The following is a 17,680-nucleotide window of genomic DNA, read 5'->3' as shown; positions in this document are numbered from 1 at the left end:
TTGCCTCCCTGTTGATTGGAGCGGAGGGCACTCGACTCCTGCGGGATATAGAGGTCACTGGAGACCCCACAGGCGCCTTAGCGCCGAGGAGGCTTCAGGACCTCCCCGCGGAAAGCGAGTGCCCGTAGCGGAAATCAACAGGCCCATTAGCAGGGACAATCAAAAAAATAGCCCAGAAAAAACAAAAAGCAGGTTCTTTACAGAGCCTGTTTTTTTGTATTTAATGAGCACTGCCGCTTAGACTTTGAAAAGTGGAGAATTTGTGTCATAATTCAGTAGGATAGAACAAATGCATTTTTAAAATAAGAATTATTACTATAGCAAAATTATATTTGTTCCCTATACTATGGATAGATTTTTTGAGGTGAAAGAATGGAAAGATTGCAGAAAGTAATTGCCCGCGCCGGAATTTCTTCTAGAAGGAAAGCGGAAGAACTGATCAAAGAGGGCAGGGTAAAAGTAAATGGTAAAGTCGTCACCGAGCTTGGTGTAAAGGTTTCACCCTCCGATAAAGTAGAGGTAAATGAAATACCGCTTGAGAAAGAGGTGCCTGTTTACTTCCTATTATATAAACCAAGAGGGGTTATTTCGAGTGTCAGCGATGAAAAAGGCCGAAAGGTAGTAACGGATTTCTTTCCGGCTATAAAAGAAAGAATCTTCCCTGTGGGGCGCCTGGATTATGATACTTCTGGGTTATTGCTGCTTACTAACGATGGCGAATTTGCCAATCTACTAATGCATCCTAAGAACGAAATCGAAAAGGTTTATGTCGCAAAAGTAAAAGGCCTTCCTTTAAGGGAAAATCTTAAAAAGCTAGAAAAAGGAATCCGTTTAGAGGATGGAAAAACAGCGCCGGCGAAAGTGAAGCTGCTGTCAACTGATAAGAAAAAACAAACCTCTATCGTTGAGATTATTATTCACGAAGGCAGAAACCGTCAGGTAAGGAGAATGTTTGAGGCAATCGGCCATGAAGTTTTGAAGTTAAAGAGGGAGCGTTATGGATTTTTAACCTTAACAGGGCTAAGGGCTGGAGAAGCTAGAGAACTAACTACCCATGAGGTGAAGCAGATAAGGGCACTTGCTTTGGATGTATCGAAGCGGCAAAAAAATTCATAGAATCGTCACAATTAGATTCTGTCGTAATCACTGTGGGTACATTGATAAATGATATAATTTAGACTAACTGTGCTCTGTAGTAAATGGAGGAGATTCGAATGAAAAAACGGCGATTGGTGATGAGAACGATTATTCTGCTTATTCTCGGTGCTGCCGTTGCTTACAGCCTATATGCCAATTTGACAAAGGATACGAAACAAAAGGTAGCCGTTGGGGAAAAAGCTCCTGATTTTGTATTAACGGATATGGACGGGAATAAACATCGTTTGTCCGATTACCGCGGTCAGGGAGTTTTCTTAAACTTTTGGGGAACATGGTGTCCACCATGCAAGAAAGAGATGCCATATATCAATAATCAATACCAACAATATAAAGACAAAGGGGTTCAAGTTTTATCAGTTGATATTCAGGAATCCGAGCTGCAAGTAAACCAATTTGCTGAGCATTATAAGCTGGAATTTCCGATTATGATCGATACCGATAAAGAAGTCATGACAGCCTATGGTATTAACCCGCTGCCAGCAACATTTCTAATCGATAAAAACGGGGAAGTTGTGAAATATCATACCGGCGAAATGACGGAAAAAATGGTAAGGGAGTTTATGGAGAAAATTAAACCTTAAAGGTTGTTGGGAGTTTTTTTAAATGAACGATGTAAAATGTGAATGCGGTCATGTGAATCCGCACGGCACTGTGTTATGTGAGGCCTGCGGTAAGGTGCTGGATGAAACAGACAACAAGAAAGAACTTCTTGATATGCGCTATGAGGGCAGTGCGCGCCGCTCGCAAACCTATAACAAAACCATCATTGATAAAATATGGAACTTCTTTTCCTCTGTAAAGGTTGGCGTCTGGCTGATTGTTATCACGCTGGTAGCTTCTATTCTGGGCACGATTCTGCCTCAGGAAATGTATATCAATCTGCCGCCGGATGTCTATTACGAGCAGGAATACGGCTGGTTCGGAAAATTGTACTACCAGCTAGGCTTTCATGATTTGTATGGGTCATGGTGGTATTTATTATTAATCGCCATGATTGGCATTTCCCTTGTTATTTGCAGTCTTGACAGGGTAGTTCCTTTGTATAAAGCATTAAAAGCACAAAGGGTCACAAGACATGAGGGATTTCTCAAACGCCAGCGGGTGTTTGGCACAAATTCCGAGGCTGAGCAAACCGACTTTGAAACGGTGAAAAAACATTTGCATGCAAAACGCTACCATGTCCGTGAAGAAAATGGCGATATTCTTGCAGAGAAAAATCGTTTTTCCCGTTGGGGTCCATATATAAACCATATCGGACTAATAATTTTCTTATTTGGCGGAATGCTGCGCTTTATCCCTGGTTTTTATGTAAATGAGGACCTTTGGGTTCGTGAAGGGGAAACAGCATTAGTTCCGGAAACGAATGAACAATATTATATTAAAAATAATCAATTTATATTAGAACATTACGATAAAAACAATAAGACTTTCGAAAAGGCACTTAACCGGGCAGGCGAGGTTGTGAAGAACTATCAATCAAACGTCGTTCTGTATCAGCGGGAGGGAGAGAAAATCCCAGGGGAAAAGCCGAAGTTAAAGAAGTTAGAGGAATATAAGATTAGAGTAAATCAGCCACTATCCTTCGATGGTTACTCTGTCTTTCAATCTTCCTTTAAAACTGAATTTAAAGCGATGACATTTGCTCTCACTAATAAAAGCACAAATCAAGCCTTTGGCGAGATGAAGGTTGACTTAACTAACCCGCAGGAGAAGTACGATTTAGGCAATGGCTATTCAGTGGAACTTCTAAACTATTTCCCGGATTTCGAATTTGACGATAACGGGGAACCATCAACAAAATCGCGGGTACCAAATAACCCGGCCTTCATTTTCCGGATGAATACACCGGATAAGCCAAAAGGGGAAACAAGCTTTGTAGCCATCAGACAGACTATTGAACCGTTTGGTGATAATACCTATAAACTGGCCTTCAAGGGAATTGAGACAAAAAATGTTTCCGGATTTATTGTTAGAAAGGATTCCTCTTTATGGGTGTTCATTATTGGCGGAATCATTTTCATGATTGGGGTTATTCAAGGTGCCTACTGGAACCACCGCCGTATTTGGGTTCAGCGCAAAAACGGGCAGGTCTGGATTGCCGCCCATACAAACAAGAATTGGTACGGCATGAAACGGGAGCTTGAAACTATTCTAGCAGGCACTAAATTGACGATGCCGGAGGATCAGCTTCAAAGGGACAAAGAGGTTAAGGAGGTAGTATAGTTGGCAGCATTAAGCAGTAATCTATTGTTTGTCGCTTTTATCCTATATTTAATAGCGACGCTGTTTTTCGGCGGTTCAATCAAGGAGAAAAAAGGTTTATCTGAAAAGAAAGAAACGAATAAGTGGGGAAAAATTGCTGTATTTCTAACCATCGTGGGCTTTGTTTCTCAGCTTGGCTATTTTATTACCAGATGGATTGCGGCCGGACATGCACCGGTCAGTAATATGTTTGAGTTTACGACATTCTTTGGAATGGCCCTTGTCGGCGCGTTTATCGTGATTTATTTTATATACCGCACGACGCTGCTTGGTCTGTTTACAATGCCTGTAGCCATCCTGGTCATCGCGTATGCTAGTATGTTCCCAAGGGATATTACTCCATTAATACCGGCCCTGCAAAGCTATTGGCTGCATATTCATGTTACCACTGCTGCAATCGGGGAAGCCATTTTGGCAATAAGCTTTGCGGCAGGTCTTATCTATTTAGTAAAAGCCATTGATCAAACCAAATCCAGTAAACGAACCTTTTGGCTCGAAGCGGTTATGTTTTCTTTAGTTACGGTTTTGGGCTTTGTAGCCGTTTCTTCAATCTTCTCCGGAATGGGGTACCATGAGAAATTTAATTGGGTTGATAAGCATGATAACGAGGCAGTTGTCGAATATACGATGCCTGCCATTACAGGACCTCACGAAGGGGAACTGTTGACAAAGGATGGCTTTAAACCATTGGTTGAGATGCCAGCTATTGTTAATGCCAAAAAACTAAATACGGTCATTTGGTCATTGATCGGTGGAATTATCCTTTACGGACTTATTAGGCTGATTATTAGAAAGCGAATTTCCGCCGCTCTTAAACCGCTGGTTAAAAATATAAACCTTGATTTTGTTGATGAGATTAGCTATCGTTCTGTATTAATTGGATTCCCTGTTTTTACACTGGGAGCACTGATATTTGCGATGATTTGGGCACAAATGGCTTGGTCCCGTTTCTGGGGCTGGGACCCTAAGGAAGTATGGGCATTAATAACCTGGTTATTTTATGCCGCCTTCATGCATCTTCGTCTGTCAAAGGGCTGGCATGGAGAGAAGTCTGCTTGGCTTGCCGTAATCGGCTTTGTTATCATCATGTTTAACCTTGTCGCCGTCAACCTCATCATAGCCGGACTTCATTCTTACGCAGGATAACTGTCAAAATTTAGCCTTCACTTTTGATTAAGTGAGGGCTTTTTTCAAATAATAGTAAAAAATTATTTGTCTTAATTCACATTGTCAAATTATTGACACTTTTTATCGGATTTATTAGCTTTCAACATATAGCAAAAATGGAGACCATTTTGTAAAATAAACAACATGGGGGGATTAATAATGGATCAGGACGTTAAAATCTTAGTTGTAGATGATGAAGAAAGAATTCGCAGATTATTAAAAATGTATTTAGAGCGCGAAGATTTTTTAATTGATGAAGCAGAGGATGGTAATCAAGCATTAGCGAAAGCGTTGGCTAATGATTATGATGTCATTCTTTTGGATTTAATGATGCCTGGCAAGGATGGCATTGAGGTTTGCCGCGAATTAAGGGAGAAAAAGGCGACTCCTGTTATCATGTTAACGGCAAAGGGTGAAGAGGTGAACCGGGTACAGGGCTTTGAAGTCGGTACGGATGACTATATCGTTAAACCATTCAGCCCGCGTGAGGTAGTACTAAGGGTAAAAGCACTGTTAAGACGATCATCACAAACTACCTTCCTGCAAACGGAGACAACAACAAAGGATGTCATTGTATTTCCTCATTTAACAATAGATAATGATGCCCACCGGGTATCTGCTGATGGTAAAGAGGTTAGCTTAACGCCTAAAGAATATGAGCTGTTATATTTTCTTGCCAAAGCACCGGACAAAGTATTTGACCGTGAGCAGCTGTTAAAGGAAGTATGGCATTATGAGTTTTTCGGTGACCTAAGGACAGTTGATACACATGTAAAACGTCTTCGCGAAAAACTAAATAAAGTTTCGGAACAAGCTGCTAGAATGATTGTTACCGTTTGGGGAGTAGGTTACAAATTTGAGGTAGTAAATGAATGACCTTCTTAAGAAGTGTAGTCGGTAAGCTTTGGTTTACCATCATTTTATTAGTTTCATTTGTCCTGTTTATTTTAACAGTGATGCTCCTTGAGTTTTTTCAAAACTATAATATTAATGAAACAAAGAATGATTTGACCCATACAGCCGAAAAAATTGCCACTGTACTGGAGGAGCATCCAGCAGATAAATGGCCGCTCGGTTTGGAAATTTCGTGGGAAATCATTGATGATGTCACCAAAGTAGTCATTATAAAAGGTGATGAAGTTTATTATTCTCCAAACACAAAGGGAGGAAATAAATTAACGATTGATGATATTCGGAACGATCCCGAGTTATCAAGTGTATTACACAAAAATAAACGGGTCGAGAAAATCTCCAATCTTTCATCCGAAAAAAATAGCGCTGGCACTGCCGCCAATTATTCAATCATCGGGGTGCCGCTTAAACTCTCCGGAAATCAAAATGGGGCAGTGTTCATTTACCAATCTTTAAGGGTCATGCAGGAAACATCCCGGTCAGCAACCAAATTTATTTTGCTTGTGGCTGGTGTTGCCATTATTCTTACAACCATTTTCGCATTCTTTTTGTCCACAAGAATAACCGCACCGTTAAGGAAAATGCGGGAAGCTGCATTTGAGGTGGCAAGAGGGAAATTTGATACAAAGGTCCCTATTTTGACCCATGATGAAATTGGTGAACTGGCTACTGCTTTTAATCAAATGGGCCGGCAATTAAAGTTTAATATGAACGCGCTCAATCAGGAAAAAGAGCAGTTGGCGAGCATCCTAAGCAGTATGGCTGATGGGGTTATTACCTTCAACCGGGATGGAACGATTTTAATCACAAATCCTCCGGCAGACCGCTTTCTTCAATATTGGTATTATGAGAAAGGGGTTATCTCCGGATCGGAAGCCATTCCCTCTCAAGTCATGAATCTTTTTCAAAAAGCAGTTGATACAGAAAAAGAGCAGATCGGGGAAATTTCCCTGCAAGGACGCCATTGGGTCATACTGGTTAGCCCGCTGTACAGTAATCGGTTTATTCGCGGGGCAGTTGCGGTCTTAAGGGATATGACTGAGGAACGGCAATTGGAGAAAATGAGAAGAGACTTCATTGCCAATGTTTCACACGAACTGAGAACGCCAATTTCCATGCTTCAGGGCTACAGCGAAGCGATTGTTGACGATATCGCGGAAACACAGGAAGAGAAAAAAGAAATGGCAAAAGTCATTTATGATGAATCGCTAAGAATGGGCCGACTTGTCAATGAATTGCTGGATTTGGCAAGAATGGAAGCTGGTCATATTCAATTAACAATGGAAGAGGTCAATATCTCTACTTTTATCAAACGGATTATTCATAAATTCCAAGGGTTAGCCAAAGATAATGGAATTCAATTACTGGTTGAAATCGACAACGACATACCAACCTTTACAATGGACCCTGATCGAATTGAACAGGTTCTTACGAATTTAATTGATAATGCGATCAGGCATACCCCGAAAGATGGTTCTGTGACCTTAAAAGTCGCTTCCGAGGACAAGGGCGTCAGAATGGATGTTGTGGACTCAGGAACAGGGATTCCTGAGGAAGATTTACCGTTTGTTTTTGAACGATTTTATAAAGCTGATAAGGCACGAACCCGCGGCAGGTCAGGAACAGGTCTAGGACTGGCTATTGCCAAAAATATCATTGATGCCCATCGTGGACATATTTCCGTTCAAAGTAAAGTTGAACAGGGAACGACATTTTCCTTCATACTCCCACGAAAATCGTAAAATGACCATGGATTTTGCCGATTTCTATTGATTCACAAGGAACATTTTTAAGAGGCTGGCTACTCGCGCCAGTCTCTTTTTATTTTTCCATTAAATACCTTCCTTTTCATCCCAAAAAAGTCTATATTTAAGAAAGTGTAACCTTTTATACATAAACATCGACTAATATTTTGAACGGGGAGGGGAAAAAGTTGGACTCCGTTTTCGATGAACTTTATCAAAAATATCACCATGATGTATTTCAATTTCTTTTTTATATGGTTAGAAACAGAGAGCAGGCGGAGGATCTTGTTCAAGAGGTTTATATTAGAGTGTTTAAGTCTTATAATCGCTTTGAAGGAAAAAGCAGCGAAAAAACCTGGCTTTTTTCTATTGCGAGAAATGTTGCGATTGATTATTTTCGAAAGCAAAAGGGCTGGAAGGAAAGAATCCTTGAGAAATTTGATTGGTCTTCAAATCAGGTAAAGGACGACCATCCTATCCCTGAGGAAATGGCTGTTCAAAGAGAAGAAATTAAATGGGTATATAAATGCTTGGAATACTGTACCGTGGACCAAAGGGCCGTCGTTATATTACGATTTATTCACGATTTGTCAATAGCGGAGACAGCAGAGGCTCTAGGATGGACAGAAAGTAAAGTCAAAACGACCCAGCATCGCTCGTTGAAGGTTTTAAAGAAGCACATGGAAACATTTTACCGAAGGGAGGAGGGAAGTAGTGAGAAAGTCAGAGTGGAGCGATAAAGAGCTCATAGATTTGTTAAAACAGATGCCTAAAATACAAGACTATCGCCATCCTCGTGACATTTACCAAAACCTTTCACGTAAAAAACGGAAAACTGTTTCATGGCTCCTGCCGGGTATTGCAGCTGCAGCGGCACTATTTTTATTTTTTATTTTGGCTCCTAAGTTTATGGATACGAATCATTATTCAATCAATAATGCCAAACAAGAATCAACAAAAGAAGCGAAAATTGCCAAGGATAATAGCGATGCGGGCGGTATGGCCAATCAGGAATCGCAAACGGGTCAAATTTCAACATTAAAGAAAGCCGAAGGGCAAAACGATCATGTCGGGAAAACGGCTGTTTATGATGATGAAATTAAAGACGGCGTCGTGTTGACCTATTGGATCCCCGATAATCAGGCGCTAAATCTAGTACCAGTATCAACTATAGTTAAAAATACTGAAGGAAAAGACTGGCTTACCCTATATAATGAACATATGGCAAACCTAAATGAATCGGAATGGGGCCTAAGTGAATTTTATCCGCTCCAGGCAACATTGCATTATGATAATGCTAATGAAACTGTTATTGTCGATGTACCTTCAGACCATCCATACCGCCAAGGCAGTGCAACGGAACAAATTTTTCTCGGTGCGTTAAAAAATGATATTTCTTCCAATAGCAGCGTCAAAACGATTGAGTTCACCACAAATGGCGAACCTGGAATCGAACTAAGCAATGACTTTTTAGAAAAACTGACCATCACTGATGTGAAAAAACATGCCTACCTCTTTTACTATCCTAATGGCAGTGATGTTCCGTTCTTGGTGCCAACACCTGAATCATATAAGGATATTAAGGCTGCAATTGATGCGATGAAGTCAGTGGTAGAGGAATATCAATTACAAAGATCTTTGTTGCCAAATTTGGCAATTCAGGATGTAACAGCAAATGATAACACGTTAGCCATCACTTTTGCGAAAGATGCCAGTTTAGAAGATGAACGGTTGGCAGTCTGGTCGATGGAGGCCATCCTTTTAACGGCAAAAGAATTCGGATTTGAAAAAGTGGTTGTGAGCAATCCTCCCGCAGCAAATATTGGCCCGTTTGATTTAACAAAAGAAATCAAGGTGCCAGCGGCCCCAAATCTTCGGACAATCGAGAAATGATAAAAAAATCAACCAAAACGGTTGATTTTTTTATGCATAAAATAGCAATTGACTCCAAATTATAACAAATATGGTCAGGCCGTCCCATGCCTCCCCATATGTTCTAAACACGAGTATAAGAACATATGGTGAGGTATGGACAAGATGTAAGGAGGATTAATAGTGAAATGCGTGACTATATAAAGAGGTTTTTTATTGCCATTATCATGGCGATTTGTGTAGGTTTGTTGTTTCTCGGAGGGAGACACTCGGAAGCTGCAGGATTGCCTGAGGCGAAAACGGAGAAGGAGAGATGGATTTGGCCGGCGGATGGTGTTATTTCTGATACATATGGGACAAGACAGGGTAAGCATAAAGGAATCGATATCGCCGGAAAATATGGCACTCCGGTCTTGACAGTTGAAGATGGGGCTGTGATCAAGTCTTATTATTCCAATACATATGGTCAGGTTGTATTTATCAAGCACCCAAGCAATTTCGTTACGGTTTATGCCCACTTAAGCAAACGGGCCGTTGTACCAGGTCAAATGGTTAAGCGGGGGGAGGCCATCGGAACAATGGGAAGGACCGGTCAGGCTACCGGCACCCATCTTCATTTTGAATCACACCAATTAGAATGGAGATATGACAAAAAGTTTGCCATTAATCCGGAACTCCTATTGGGAGATGCCGATGTTGGTGAAGCGGTTCAGGGCGGAATTGCAGCCAGTGGCAAGGATGTTTTGGAGGTAAGCAGCCGTCCGCAAAATATTCCTGAACCCAGCGGGCAGCCGCTTGTAAACCAATATATTGTAATAAATGGTGACAACTTGTCCTCCATTGCCCAAAAGTTTAATGTGACAGTGGCAAGATTAAAGGAAATCAACAACCTAAACACGGATGTAATCACGCCTAATCAAGTCTTAATCGTCCGGTAAATTAAAACTTTTTAACCCGCAGCCTATTGCTGCGGGTGTTTTTTATCTAAATATTTAAAAAACGAAGAATAACTTTAACTTAACAAAGTGACTGATTTTCAGTATAATAAACTTATAATTTTATATCGATCTATCTTCGGGGCAGGGTGAAATTCCCGATCGGCGGTATTAGAGTATAACTCTTCAGCCCGCGAGCCTAATTGGGCAGGATTTGGTGTGATTCCAAAGCCGACAGTATAGTCTGGATGGGAGAAGATGGAGGTTCTGCAGGCATTCGAAAAATTTTCTTGGATCGAATGTTTATTAAGCGTACCTAAATTTACTCCCTCAAGCTTCAATCTTGAGGGAGTTTTATTTTGCGTACCTATAAAAGCTGAATCTCTCTTCCTAACGTGATGGATCAAAAAGGAGAGAGGAAGATGAAGAAAATGAAGAACACAAAGGTAAAAGCAATGGTTTCAATCGGGATGCTGAGCAGCATCGCATATTTATTAATGTTTTTAAACTTTCCGCTGCCAATGTTCCCTAATTTTTTGTTTGTGGACTTTAGTGATATTCCTGCTTTGATTGCTGCGCTGATTTTCGGACCAGTGGCAGGAATTTTAGTAGAATTGTTTAAGAATATGTTAAATTATTTTGCAACAGGGAGCCCGACAGGCATTCCTATTGGCCACCTTGCCAATTTCGCAGCAGGGATTGTGTTTATTCTGCCGACTTGCTATTTGTATAATAAATTGAAATCAAAAAAGGGAATGACACTTGCCCTAGTAGCTGGAACTATAATAATGGCTGTTGTGATGAGTATTGCCAACTACTTTATTATTTTACCTGCCTATACGGCCTTAATGGGTTTCCCTGATATGCGGAACCTCGTCGTACCTGCGATTTTGCCTTTTAATATCTTAAAGGGCGTAATGATGTCGATCATTTTCATGCTTCTATTTATTCGGATGCAGGCTTGGCTAAATAAATTTTCAGTAAAAAATGCTTAAAACGAACAGAGGCTGCAAAACTTGGGCCTCTGTTTTTTATCGAAAAAAATAACCCCCCGGCTTATATTAGGCGGGGGGTAGCAGCTTAAGAATATCTTCAGTCAAAGATTATTCAAATTTAGTTGGGTTACCGTCGAATGGCTCATCAGCAACTTTAATAGAATCAGTTGGGCAGCCTTCGAAAGCGTCCATCATGTCATCGATTAAAACATCTGGAATTTCAACGATACCTTCGTTATCGTCAAGTGTTACGAATGCGATACCTTCATCATCGTAATCATAGATATCTGGTGCAGCAGCGCCGCATGCGCCACACGCGATGCAAGTTTCCTTGTCAACAATTGTATACTTTGCCATGAAAAAAACCTCCCAGTAAAATAACAAGTAATATGCTTACTTATTTTCCATTTGTGATGGAAAATACAATTCACATATCTATTGTAAAGCTGTATGAATAACTTTTCAATAGAAATTTGATTTTGGTACCTTTAGTCCCATTATTTCTTAAACTTCCACATTTTTGGACAACACAATACCTGTTTCATGTTAAAATATAATAAAATTTAACTGTTTTTGTCGAATCAGGATAAGTGGTGAGTCTAAAATGGAATGGGTAGAATCAGTTATTCTTTATTGTTTGAAAAAAATTAATAACGAAAGAACTATTTATTCTGTTTACCACATTTTAAAAGGAAAGAAATCGTCGCAAACCATTCAGGATATTCATTTATATTCGTTAAAAAGATTATTTGGAGTACTTGAACCGCTGACAAGAGACTCCTTTGAAGCCATAATTCATTGTATGAGGGACAACGGGTGGATTATTGAGCAAGGTGAGCAAAAATACCTGCTCAGTTCTTCAGGAGAGCAGCGCTTGAAAAATATCGGTATTCCAATCTTTCTCAATGGCTGGCGTTATCACCAAATGGCCACTATATTTTGGGAACGGCTCTCTTTATTAGTTCAAGTAGTCTCTAACCTCATTAATCAGGAACCAAGCTATATACCGATTCAAAAAAATAAGAAGGTTCTTATCTGGGTTAAAGCTGTTCTTAAAGAAAGCCATCTCTCAAGAAACGAAATTGGCGAAAAATTATATGAAGAATTGAACGAATGCTTCGAAGATGGGCAGGAAATTGATCCGTCTATGATTGTCTTCCGTTTAACTGGATTCCGGCAAATAGGATTAACCGCTCAACAAGCATCCAAAAAAATGAATGTTAATGTGTACGAATATCATCTTACATTTACTAATACACTGCATTATTTGATTGAAAAAATAGAAACTAGAGGGGTTAATTTTCCGATATTAACCCATCTACTAAAGGGCTTGGAGCATGGGGATGAATTAACCATTACCGCGCGAAAAACATGGAAATTGCTATTGCAGGGATATTCGATAGAGATGATAGCCAAAAACAGAAATTTAAAAACAAGCACAATCGAAGATCATTTAGTGGAATTTGCGCTGCAAATAGACCGGTTTTCAATCGATGCTTTTGTTGATAGAGAATTACAGCTGGAAATTTTGCAAATTGCTAATCAAGCCGCCACAAAGCAATTAAAATTAATAAGGGAAAAAGTCAGCCGTGCCAGTTATTTTCAAATCAGGTTAGTGTTGGCGAAGTATGGTGACCGGCAATGGAATTAGAAAATCTTTTAAAAAAGCATTTTGGCTATTTATCATTTAAAACCGGGCAAAAGGAAGCCATTTCAGCTATCTTAAATGGACAGCATACCCTGGCCATGCTCCCGACCGGAACGGGCAAATCCCTATGCTACCAGCTTCCCGGTTATGTTTTTGAGGGATCGATATTAATCGTTTCCCCGCTTCTATCCCTTATGCAAGATCAAGTGGAACAATTAGGTCGTTTGGGTGAGAAAAGGGTTATTGCTTTAAACTCCTTTCTTTCTTTGGAGGAAAAAAATTATGTTCTAGACCGGCTACACGACTATAAGTTTATCTTTATATCACCGGAGATGCTTCAGTCCTCTTTCATCTTACAAAAGCTTCGGAACCTTGCCATCTCCTTATTTGTTGTGGATGAAGCGCATTGTATTTCTCAATGGGGGTATGATTTTCGGCCGGATTACTCCAAATTGGGTGAAATAAGGAAAAGCTTAGGGTGCCCCCTTACACTAGCTCTGACCGCCACCGCTACAAGAAAGGTCCGGAAGGATATTATCCAATCATTAGGCATAGAGGATGCTGTAAAAGTGGAATCGACAATTGACCGTCCTAATATAGCTATATGGATAGAGGAAATAGAACAGTATCAGAAAAAGACAGACCGGGTTTTGGAGCTTGCTGCAAAGCTTGAAAAACCTGGTATTATTTACTTTTCAAGCAAAAAACTGGCCGAACAAATGGCTTTATTGCTAGAGGAAAAGAATATTTGCAACGCAAGTGCTTACCACGGGGGATTGGATCAGGATACAAGAATATTAATCCAGCAACAATTTATTCATAACCAGCTAGATGTTATTTGTGCCACAAGTGCATTCGGGATGGGAGTGAATAAGGATAATATCAGATTTATTATTCATTTTCATATGCCGATGCAAATCGAGTCGTATCTTCAGGAAATTGGCCGGGCAGGACGCGATGGTCTGCCGAGTATCGCCTATCTTTTATATTCACCTGGAGATGAACAGCTGCCTCTTCAGCTTGCTGAAAGCGAACTACCGTCGGAACAGCAAATTGACTGGCTGTTTCATGAATTGGAAATTGGACACGGAATAAAAGGCGATGCACTTCAATTCAATCAAGGCACCCAGGAAAGAGGAGGGTTTTCTGAGGTTCAGTGGAGATTAGTGGAGAATCTTCTCCGGAAAGAAGCCAAAGAAAAAAGTTCTCTTCTTGACGGTAAAGAAAGAATTAAAGGATTTGTTAATGAACGCATAACAATGAAGAAAAAAAATATTTACCAAATGTTACAATGGGTTTTGTCAAATCGGTGCCGGCGCGAATTCCTTTTGAATTATTTTGAGGAACAGGTGACAAATAAAATTGAGCAATGCTGTGATATTTGCGGAATTGACGAAAAAAACTATTCAGCCTCCCATAAAATGAGGAAGAATCATTTAGGGAAAATTGAATGGAAGGAATACCTAGCCGGATTATTACTTAATAGCGAGTTGAGGGAATGAAAAAGAAATATAATGAACTAATTAGCAGCTTAACTGATAAAGATTTACTTTTTCACTTATATATGACACAGGTCATATTGCTTGTGATCTCACTCATTTTAGGGCTGCTCCTATTTGACCATTTCTCTTTTTTGAAAACAATCGATGTAAGGGACGTTAAGATTATTTCCATAGGCGTGCCATTGGGGATAGCGGTTGTCATCATTGACTTAATCCTAATGAAATGGCTGCCTGCATCTTTTTATGATGATGGCGGCTTAAATGAACGGATTTTCCGGAAAAGAAATACATTCCATATTTTTATTATTGCCGCGTTTGTTTCCTTTAGCGAGGAATTATTATTTAGAGGGATCATCCAAACGAAAGTCGGGCTTATTTTGGCTAGTCTTATCTTTGCGGTAATCCATTACCGCTACCTGTTTAATGTGTTTTTATTTATCAACATTATCACGCTTAGTTTTGTTATTGGGGCAGTCTATGAATTGACAAATAATCTGGCTGTTACCATTATGATGCATTTTATAATCGATTTCTTATTAGGTATTTTTATAAAGTATAAACATTCTTCGGCAGATGATCAGCAAGGAGGGGGAGGGCTTCATGAATAGAGAAGAACCATATAGAGAGCAAGCCGAAAGATTAAAACAACGAATACAAAAGGTGAATGAAAATATCGAAGTGAACGATGAATTGCCTCCAAGGGAACTGGTCCATCGGGAAAAAAAGAAAAAGGTAAAATGGAAAATAAAATATCCGGTTATTCGGATTCTGGTATTATTCTTTATTCTTCTTCCTGTGATTATTTTCAGTGTTATTTCTTATCTTGATGGAAAACAAATAAATGGCTCTAAGAAAGCTTCAACGGATCCTGTTGGCTATGAAACTATTAACCTAAAAAAATCAACTTCAGAAGAGACTGATAAAGTGGAGGAAGAACAATCCGTAAATGCCGATGGAGCTGATAATCCGGAAAGTGTAGAAGCGGGCACTTCATTAACTCCACCAGCCGAAGAACAGCCGACTGCCAATACGGAAAAAAATGTGTCCACGGAAAGTCCTGTTTCACCTCAAGGGGCTGCCAGCAATAATGCACCAGTGCAGACTCAGAATCAACCAACACAAACGGATACAAGTAAAAGTGACCCAGTACAACAGACGATCATTCGTCATAAGGTTCAGCAGCAAGAAACATTATTTAGTATTTCGATGAAGTATTATAAATCTCAAAAAGGGATGGACATTATAAAAAAAGCAAACAACATGTCCAATGAAGAAATCTATGTTGGTCAGGTATTGAAAATCCCAATTAGCAACTAACCGATCGTTTTTAGGTCGGTTTTTTTGTTTTTTAAATCATAAGTTTGCGGACAAGTTCATATTTATTAATGGAGAAATGGAGGGATGGATATGGATTCTCCCATTAGGGAGCTTGAGTATACGGATGAAGCGACCAAGCAGGTTCTAGAAAATGTCCGGAAAAAGAAGGAAAAATTTGATAAAGCAGAAAAGTTACATTATCTTTCTATCTATTCGACTCTTTTAATGGCAGCCGTCTTTTTTTGTTATTTTTATTTTGCGATTGCGAAATATTATTCTTATTCCTTTTTTGCCATGTTTTCTGCTTCGTTAAATGATTCGGTTATCATATTTTTAATGGCGATTACGATCATTGGGTACGGTTCAATGAATATTTTGAAGCAGCAAAAGGATAAGAAGGAGAAGGAATACCAGGAATTGAGGGCTGAAATTGCTGACCGTAGTAAAGATTTTTGGAAGAAGGAAGAAGAGTGGAAAAACCGCCATATCGTTTTTGCAATGATGAAAAAAAATTACGATATCAATCTATATCATGAAAAAAAATAAAGAAGCAGAATCTCTGCCTCTTCCTTATTAAAAAATCTTCTTCTTTCCTTTTTCTTCTTTTAAAATTTCGACCGCTTCGCGGAAGCGTTGCGAGTGGATGATTTCTCTTTCCCGGAGGAAACGTAGACCGTCATTTAAGTCGGGGTCATCGCTCATATTGATAATCCATTGGTAGGTTGCCCGTGCTTTCTCTTCTGCAGCAATATCTTCATAAAGGTCGGCGATTGGGTCACCTTTAGCTTGGATATACTGAGTGGTAAAAGGGATTCCTGCGGCATTATGGTAAAATAGGGCTTTATCATGATCGGCATAGTGCCCGTCAAGCCCTGCTGCCTTCATTTGTTCAACAGTAGCGTCTTTTGTGAGCTTGTAGACCATAGTGGCAATCATTTCCAAGTGAGCAAACTCTTCCGTTCCGATATCTGTCAAAAGTCCGATGACTTTGTCTGGAATCGTATATCGTTGGTTCAAATATCGGAGCGCTGCAGCAAGCTCTCCATCTGCACCGCCATATTGTTCTATCAAAAATTTGGCTAACATCGGGTTGCAGGTGCTGACACGGACAGGATATTGCAGTTTCTTTTCATATATCCACATTTTCCTTTATCCCTCCCTTTGAACATCTACACTATCCAGCTCCAGCGCCCAGCGGCTAGTGTCCTTCGCTCTTCTCCCTACGATAAGTCAACAGCGAATCGCTATCGCTCTTCGTGTTTCCTTTATCTCAGTCGAAGCGCTCCACAAGGAAAGCTTCGGCAGCATATGCATCGCACGAAGGAAAAGCGTTAGCTTTTTCGAGGAGGCCATACGCCGCTAAACGGGCGCTTCCGCTTTTAAATTTGCCAAGGCCAAGGTGAATCGTCCCAATTCCATGGATGCCCCGAATAGCTGTTGCCAAACTGCTGAAGGGGGCCAAATTGGCTTTCGAAGGCTTTTTTTATTCTCTTTCTTTCCTTTACATAATGGTTAAATTGGTTTATCGCTTCAAGATCATCATTATGGGTATCCAAATACAAAGTGAGCTCGACCAGGACAAAGTCGACGGCTTGGAGCTGTTCCATCAATTGATAATACTCGGCAGGAACTTGCTTCATGAAGGGATACCCCCTTTTGCAATTTCATTGGGGCCGTACCAGGGATCATAGAAATCTTTCCAAAGCGTACCTGCTTTAAGAGCCTCAAATGGAGAAAACTGTGGGAGATTTGGCGGTTGAAAAACCATATATAAATGAGGCGGTGTGGAATACTTTTTTTCAAGCATCGGCTTACAGGGGTCGAAAGGACTTACATACGGATGATAGGTCTTAAGATGAGTGTTCATGGAAACCCTCCCTTTATTTCAGCATCAGTTAATCATATGATAATATTCTTATGACATGACATAAAAGTTTAATAAATGAAAGGTTTTCGAACGCTGACATAGAATTATAATGTAGTTGAAGTATTAACCTTAGAGGTGATAGGAAAATGTTCGTAAAAAATATGATGATTCCAAAGCATGACTGTATTACAGCACAGGAAAACGAAACACTTAAAGCAGCCTTGGATCGATTAGAAGCTCAGCAAATTGATGGCCTACCTGTTTTGCAAGGTAATAAATATGTCGGTGTAGTGACCAGAT

General features: G+C 40.0%; 20 protein-coding genes and 1 riboswitch. Of the genes, 16 read left to right on the top strand and 4 right to left on the bottom strand.

Translation table 11 applies throughout. The annotated features are described in order from the left end of the window. Positions 1-372 precede the first annotated feature (372 nt). The 10 genes from rluB to KHB02_RS27650 all read left to right on the top strand — a co-directional run bounded on the left by rluB (position 373) and on the right by KHB02_RS27650 (position 11,046). Positions 373-1,116, top strand: coding sequence for a 23S rRNA pseudouridine(2605) synthase RluB (gene rluB, locus KHB02_RS27695; protein WP_213144988.1), 744 nt, complete (start codon positions 373-375; stop codon positions 1,114-1,116). A 98-nt stretch (positions 1,117-1,214) separates the two neighbouring features. After that, a complete protein-coding gene (gene resA / locus KHB02_RS27690) occupies positions 1,215-1,739 on the top strand; it encodes a thiol-disulfide oxidoreductase ResA (protein WP_213144989.1) in 525 nt (174 codons plus the stop codon). A 22-nt stretch (positions 1,740-1,761) separates the two neighbouring features. Beyond that, positions 1,762-3,381 (top strand): cytochrome c biogenesis protein ResB, encoded by a 1,620-nt coding sequence (gene resB / locus KHB02_RS27685; protein WP_213144990.1) that lies wholly within the window; start codon positions 1,762-1,764, stop codon positions 3,379-3,381. Next, on the top strand, positions 3,382-4,566 hold the full coding sequence (ccsB, locus tag KHB02_RS27680) for a c-type cytochrome biogenesis protein CcsB (RefSeq protein WP_213144991.1): 1,185 nt from the start codon (positions 3,382-3,384) through the stop codon (positions 4,564-4,566). A 180-nt stretch (positions 4,567-4,746) separates the two neighbouring features. Beyond that, positions 4,747-5,463, top strand: coding sequence for a response regulator transcription factor (locus KHB02_RS27675; protein WP_213144992.1), 717 nt, complete (start codon positions 4,747-4,749; stop codon positions 5,461-5,463). Next, positions 5,460-7,241: an ATP-binding protein gene (locus tag KHB02_RS27670; RefSeq protein ID WP_213144993.1), complete on the top strand. Its 1,782-nt coding sequence runs from the start codon at positions 5,460-5,462 to the stop codon at positions 7,239-7,241. The genes KHB02_RS27675 and KHB02_RS27670 overlap by 4 nt, the downstream gene beginning before the upstream one ends. A gap of 170 nt (positions 7,242-7,411) precedes the next feature. Beyond that, positions 7,412-7,984, top strand: a complete 573-nt coding sequence (sigX, locus tag KHB02_RS27665; RefSeq protein ID WP_213144994.1) for an RNA polymerase sigma factor SigX — start codon at positions 7,412-7,414, stop codon at positions 7,982-7,984. Continuing rightward, positions 7,959-9,137 carry a negative regulator of sigma-X activity gene (locus KHB02_RS27660; protein WP_213144995.1) on the top strand — a complete coding sequence of 393 codons (1,179 nt, stop codon included), beginning with the start codon at positions 7,959-7,961 and terminating at the stop codon, positions 9,135-9,137. Before sigX ends, KHB02_RS27660 begins: the two co-directional genes overlap by 26 nt. Positions 9,138-9,304: 167 nt before the next feature. After that, entirely contained in the window at positions 9,305-10,054 is a 750-nt protein-coding gene (locus KHB02_RS27655; protein WP_213144996.1) for a peptidoglycan DD-metalloendopeptidase family protein, read from the top strand. Positions 10,055-10,182: 128 nt separating this feature from the next. Continuing rightward, positions 10,183-10,315: riboswitch (FMN riboswitch) on the top strand. Between the two features lie 167 nt (positions 10,316-10,482). Further along, positions 10,483-11,046 carry an ECF transporter S component gene (locus KHB02_RS27650; RefSeq protein WP_213145306.1) on the top strand — a complete coding sequence of 188 codons (564 nt, stop codon included), beginning with the start codon at positions 10,483-10,485 and terminating at the stop codon, positions 11,044-11,046. Positions 11,047-11,154: 108 nt separating this feature from the next. Here KHB02_RS27650 and KHB02_RS27645 read toward each other — a convergent pair whose 3' ends face one another. Then, positions 11,155-11,403, bottom strand: a complete 249-nt coding sequence (locus KHB02_RS27645; protein ID WP_042355233.1) for a ferredoxin — start codon at positions 11,401-11,403, stop codon at positions 11,155-11,157. A 247-nt stretch (positions 11,404-11,650) separates the two neighbouring features. Here KHB02_RS27645 and KHB02_RS27640 point away from each other — a divergent pair, with 247 nt between their 5' ends. The 5 genes from KHB02_RS27640 (at position 11,651) to KHB02_RS27620 (ending at position 16,059) form a co-directional block, all read left to right on the top strand. Further along, a complete protein-coding gene (locus KHB02_RS27640) occupies positions 11,651-12,697 on the top strand; it encodes a YpbB family protein (RefSeq protein WP_213144997.1) in 1,047 nt (348 codons plus the stop codon). After that, the gene (locus KHB02_RS27635; RefSeq protein ID WP_213144998.1) at positions 12,688-14,196 is read left to right on the top strand and encodes a RecQ family ATP-dependent DNA helicase; all 1,509 of its coding nucleotides are present in this window, start codon (positions 12,688-12,690) and stop codon (positions 14,194-14,196) included. Before KHB02_RS27640 ends, KHB02_RS27635 begins: the two co-directional genes overlap by 10 nt. Then, positions 14,193-14,804 (top strand): CPBP family intramembrane glutamic endopeptidase, encoded by a 612-nt coding sequence (locus tag KHB02_RS27630; protein WP_213144999.1) that lies wholly within the window; start codon positions 14,193-14,195, stop codon positions 14,802-14,804. Before KHB02_RS27635 ends, KHB02_RS27630 begins: the two co-directional genes overlap by 4 nt. Then, entirely contained in the window at positions 14,797-15,513 is a 717-nt protein-coding gene (locus tag KHB02_RS27625) for a LysM peptidoglycan-binding domain-containing protein (protein WP_213145000.1), read from the top strand. The genes KHB02_RS27630 and KHB02_RS27625 overlap by 8 nt, the downstream gene beginning before the upstream one ends. Positions 15,514-15,603: 90 nt before the next feature. Beyond that, positions 15,604-16,059, top strand: a complete 456-nt coding sequence (locus tag KHB02_RS27620; RefSeq protein ID WP_213145001.1) for a DUF2663 family protein — start codon at positions 15,604-15,606, stop codon at positions 16,057-16,059. A 27-nt stretch (positions 16,060-16,086) separates the two neighbouring features. Here the strand turns inward: KHB02_RS27620 and KHB02_RS27615 are convergent, their stop codons facing one another. The 3 genes from KHB02_RS27615 to KHB02_RS27605 all read right to left on the bottom strand — a co-directional run bounded on the left by KHB02_RS27615 (position 16,087) and on the right by KHB02_RS27605 (position 17,380). Then, entirely contained in the window at positions 16,087-16,656 is a 570-nt protein-coding gene (locus KHB02_RS27615) for a manganese catalase family protein (RefSeq protein ID WP_213145002.1), read from the bottom strand. A gap of 236 nt (positions 16,657-16,892) precedes the next feature. Next, the gene (locus tag KHB02_RS27610; protein WP_213120334.1) at positions 16,893-17,153 is read right to left on the bottom strand and encodes a spore coat protein CotJB; all 261 of its coding nucleotides are present in this window, start codon (positions 17,151-17,153) and stop codon (positions 16,893-16,895) included. Further along, the gene (locus tag KHB02_RS27605) at positions 17,150-17,380 is read right to left on the bottom strand and encodes a spore coat associated protein CotJA (RefSeq protein ID WP_213145003.1); all 231 of its coding nucleotides are present in this window, start codon (positions 17,378-17,380) and stop codon (positions 17,150-17,152) included. The genes KHB02_RS27610 and KHB02_RS27605 overlap by 4 nt, the downstream gene beginning before the upstream one ends. A 146-nt stretch (positions 17,381-17,526) precedes the next feature. On the opposite strand from KHB02_RS27605, the gene KHB02_RS27600 reads away from it, so the two are divergent. Continuing rightward, positions 17,527-17,680, top strand: a 154-nt coding sequence (locus KHB02_RS27600) for a CBS domain-containing protein (RefSeq protein ID WP_338088335.1), incomplete at its 3' end; no start/stop codon positions are given.

This window comes from Neobacillus citreus, from assembly GCF_018343545.2.
Classification (GTDB): Bacteria; Bacillota; Bacilli; order Bacillales; family Cytobacillaceae; genus Neobacillus; species Neobacillus citreus.
The sequence above is the reverse complement of the archived record's forward strand: the minus strand, read 5'-3'. Positions and strand labels throughout refer to the sequence as shown.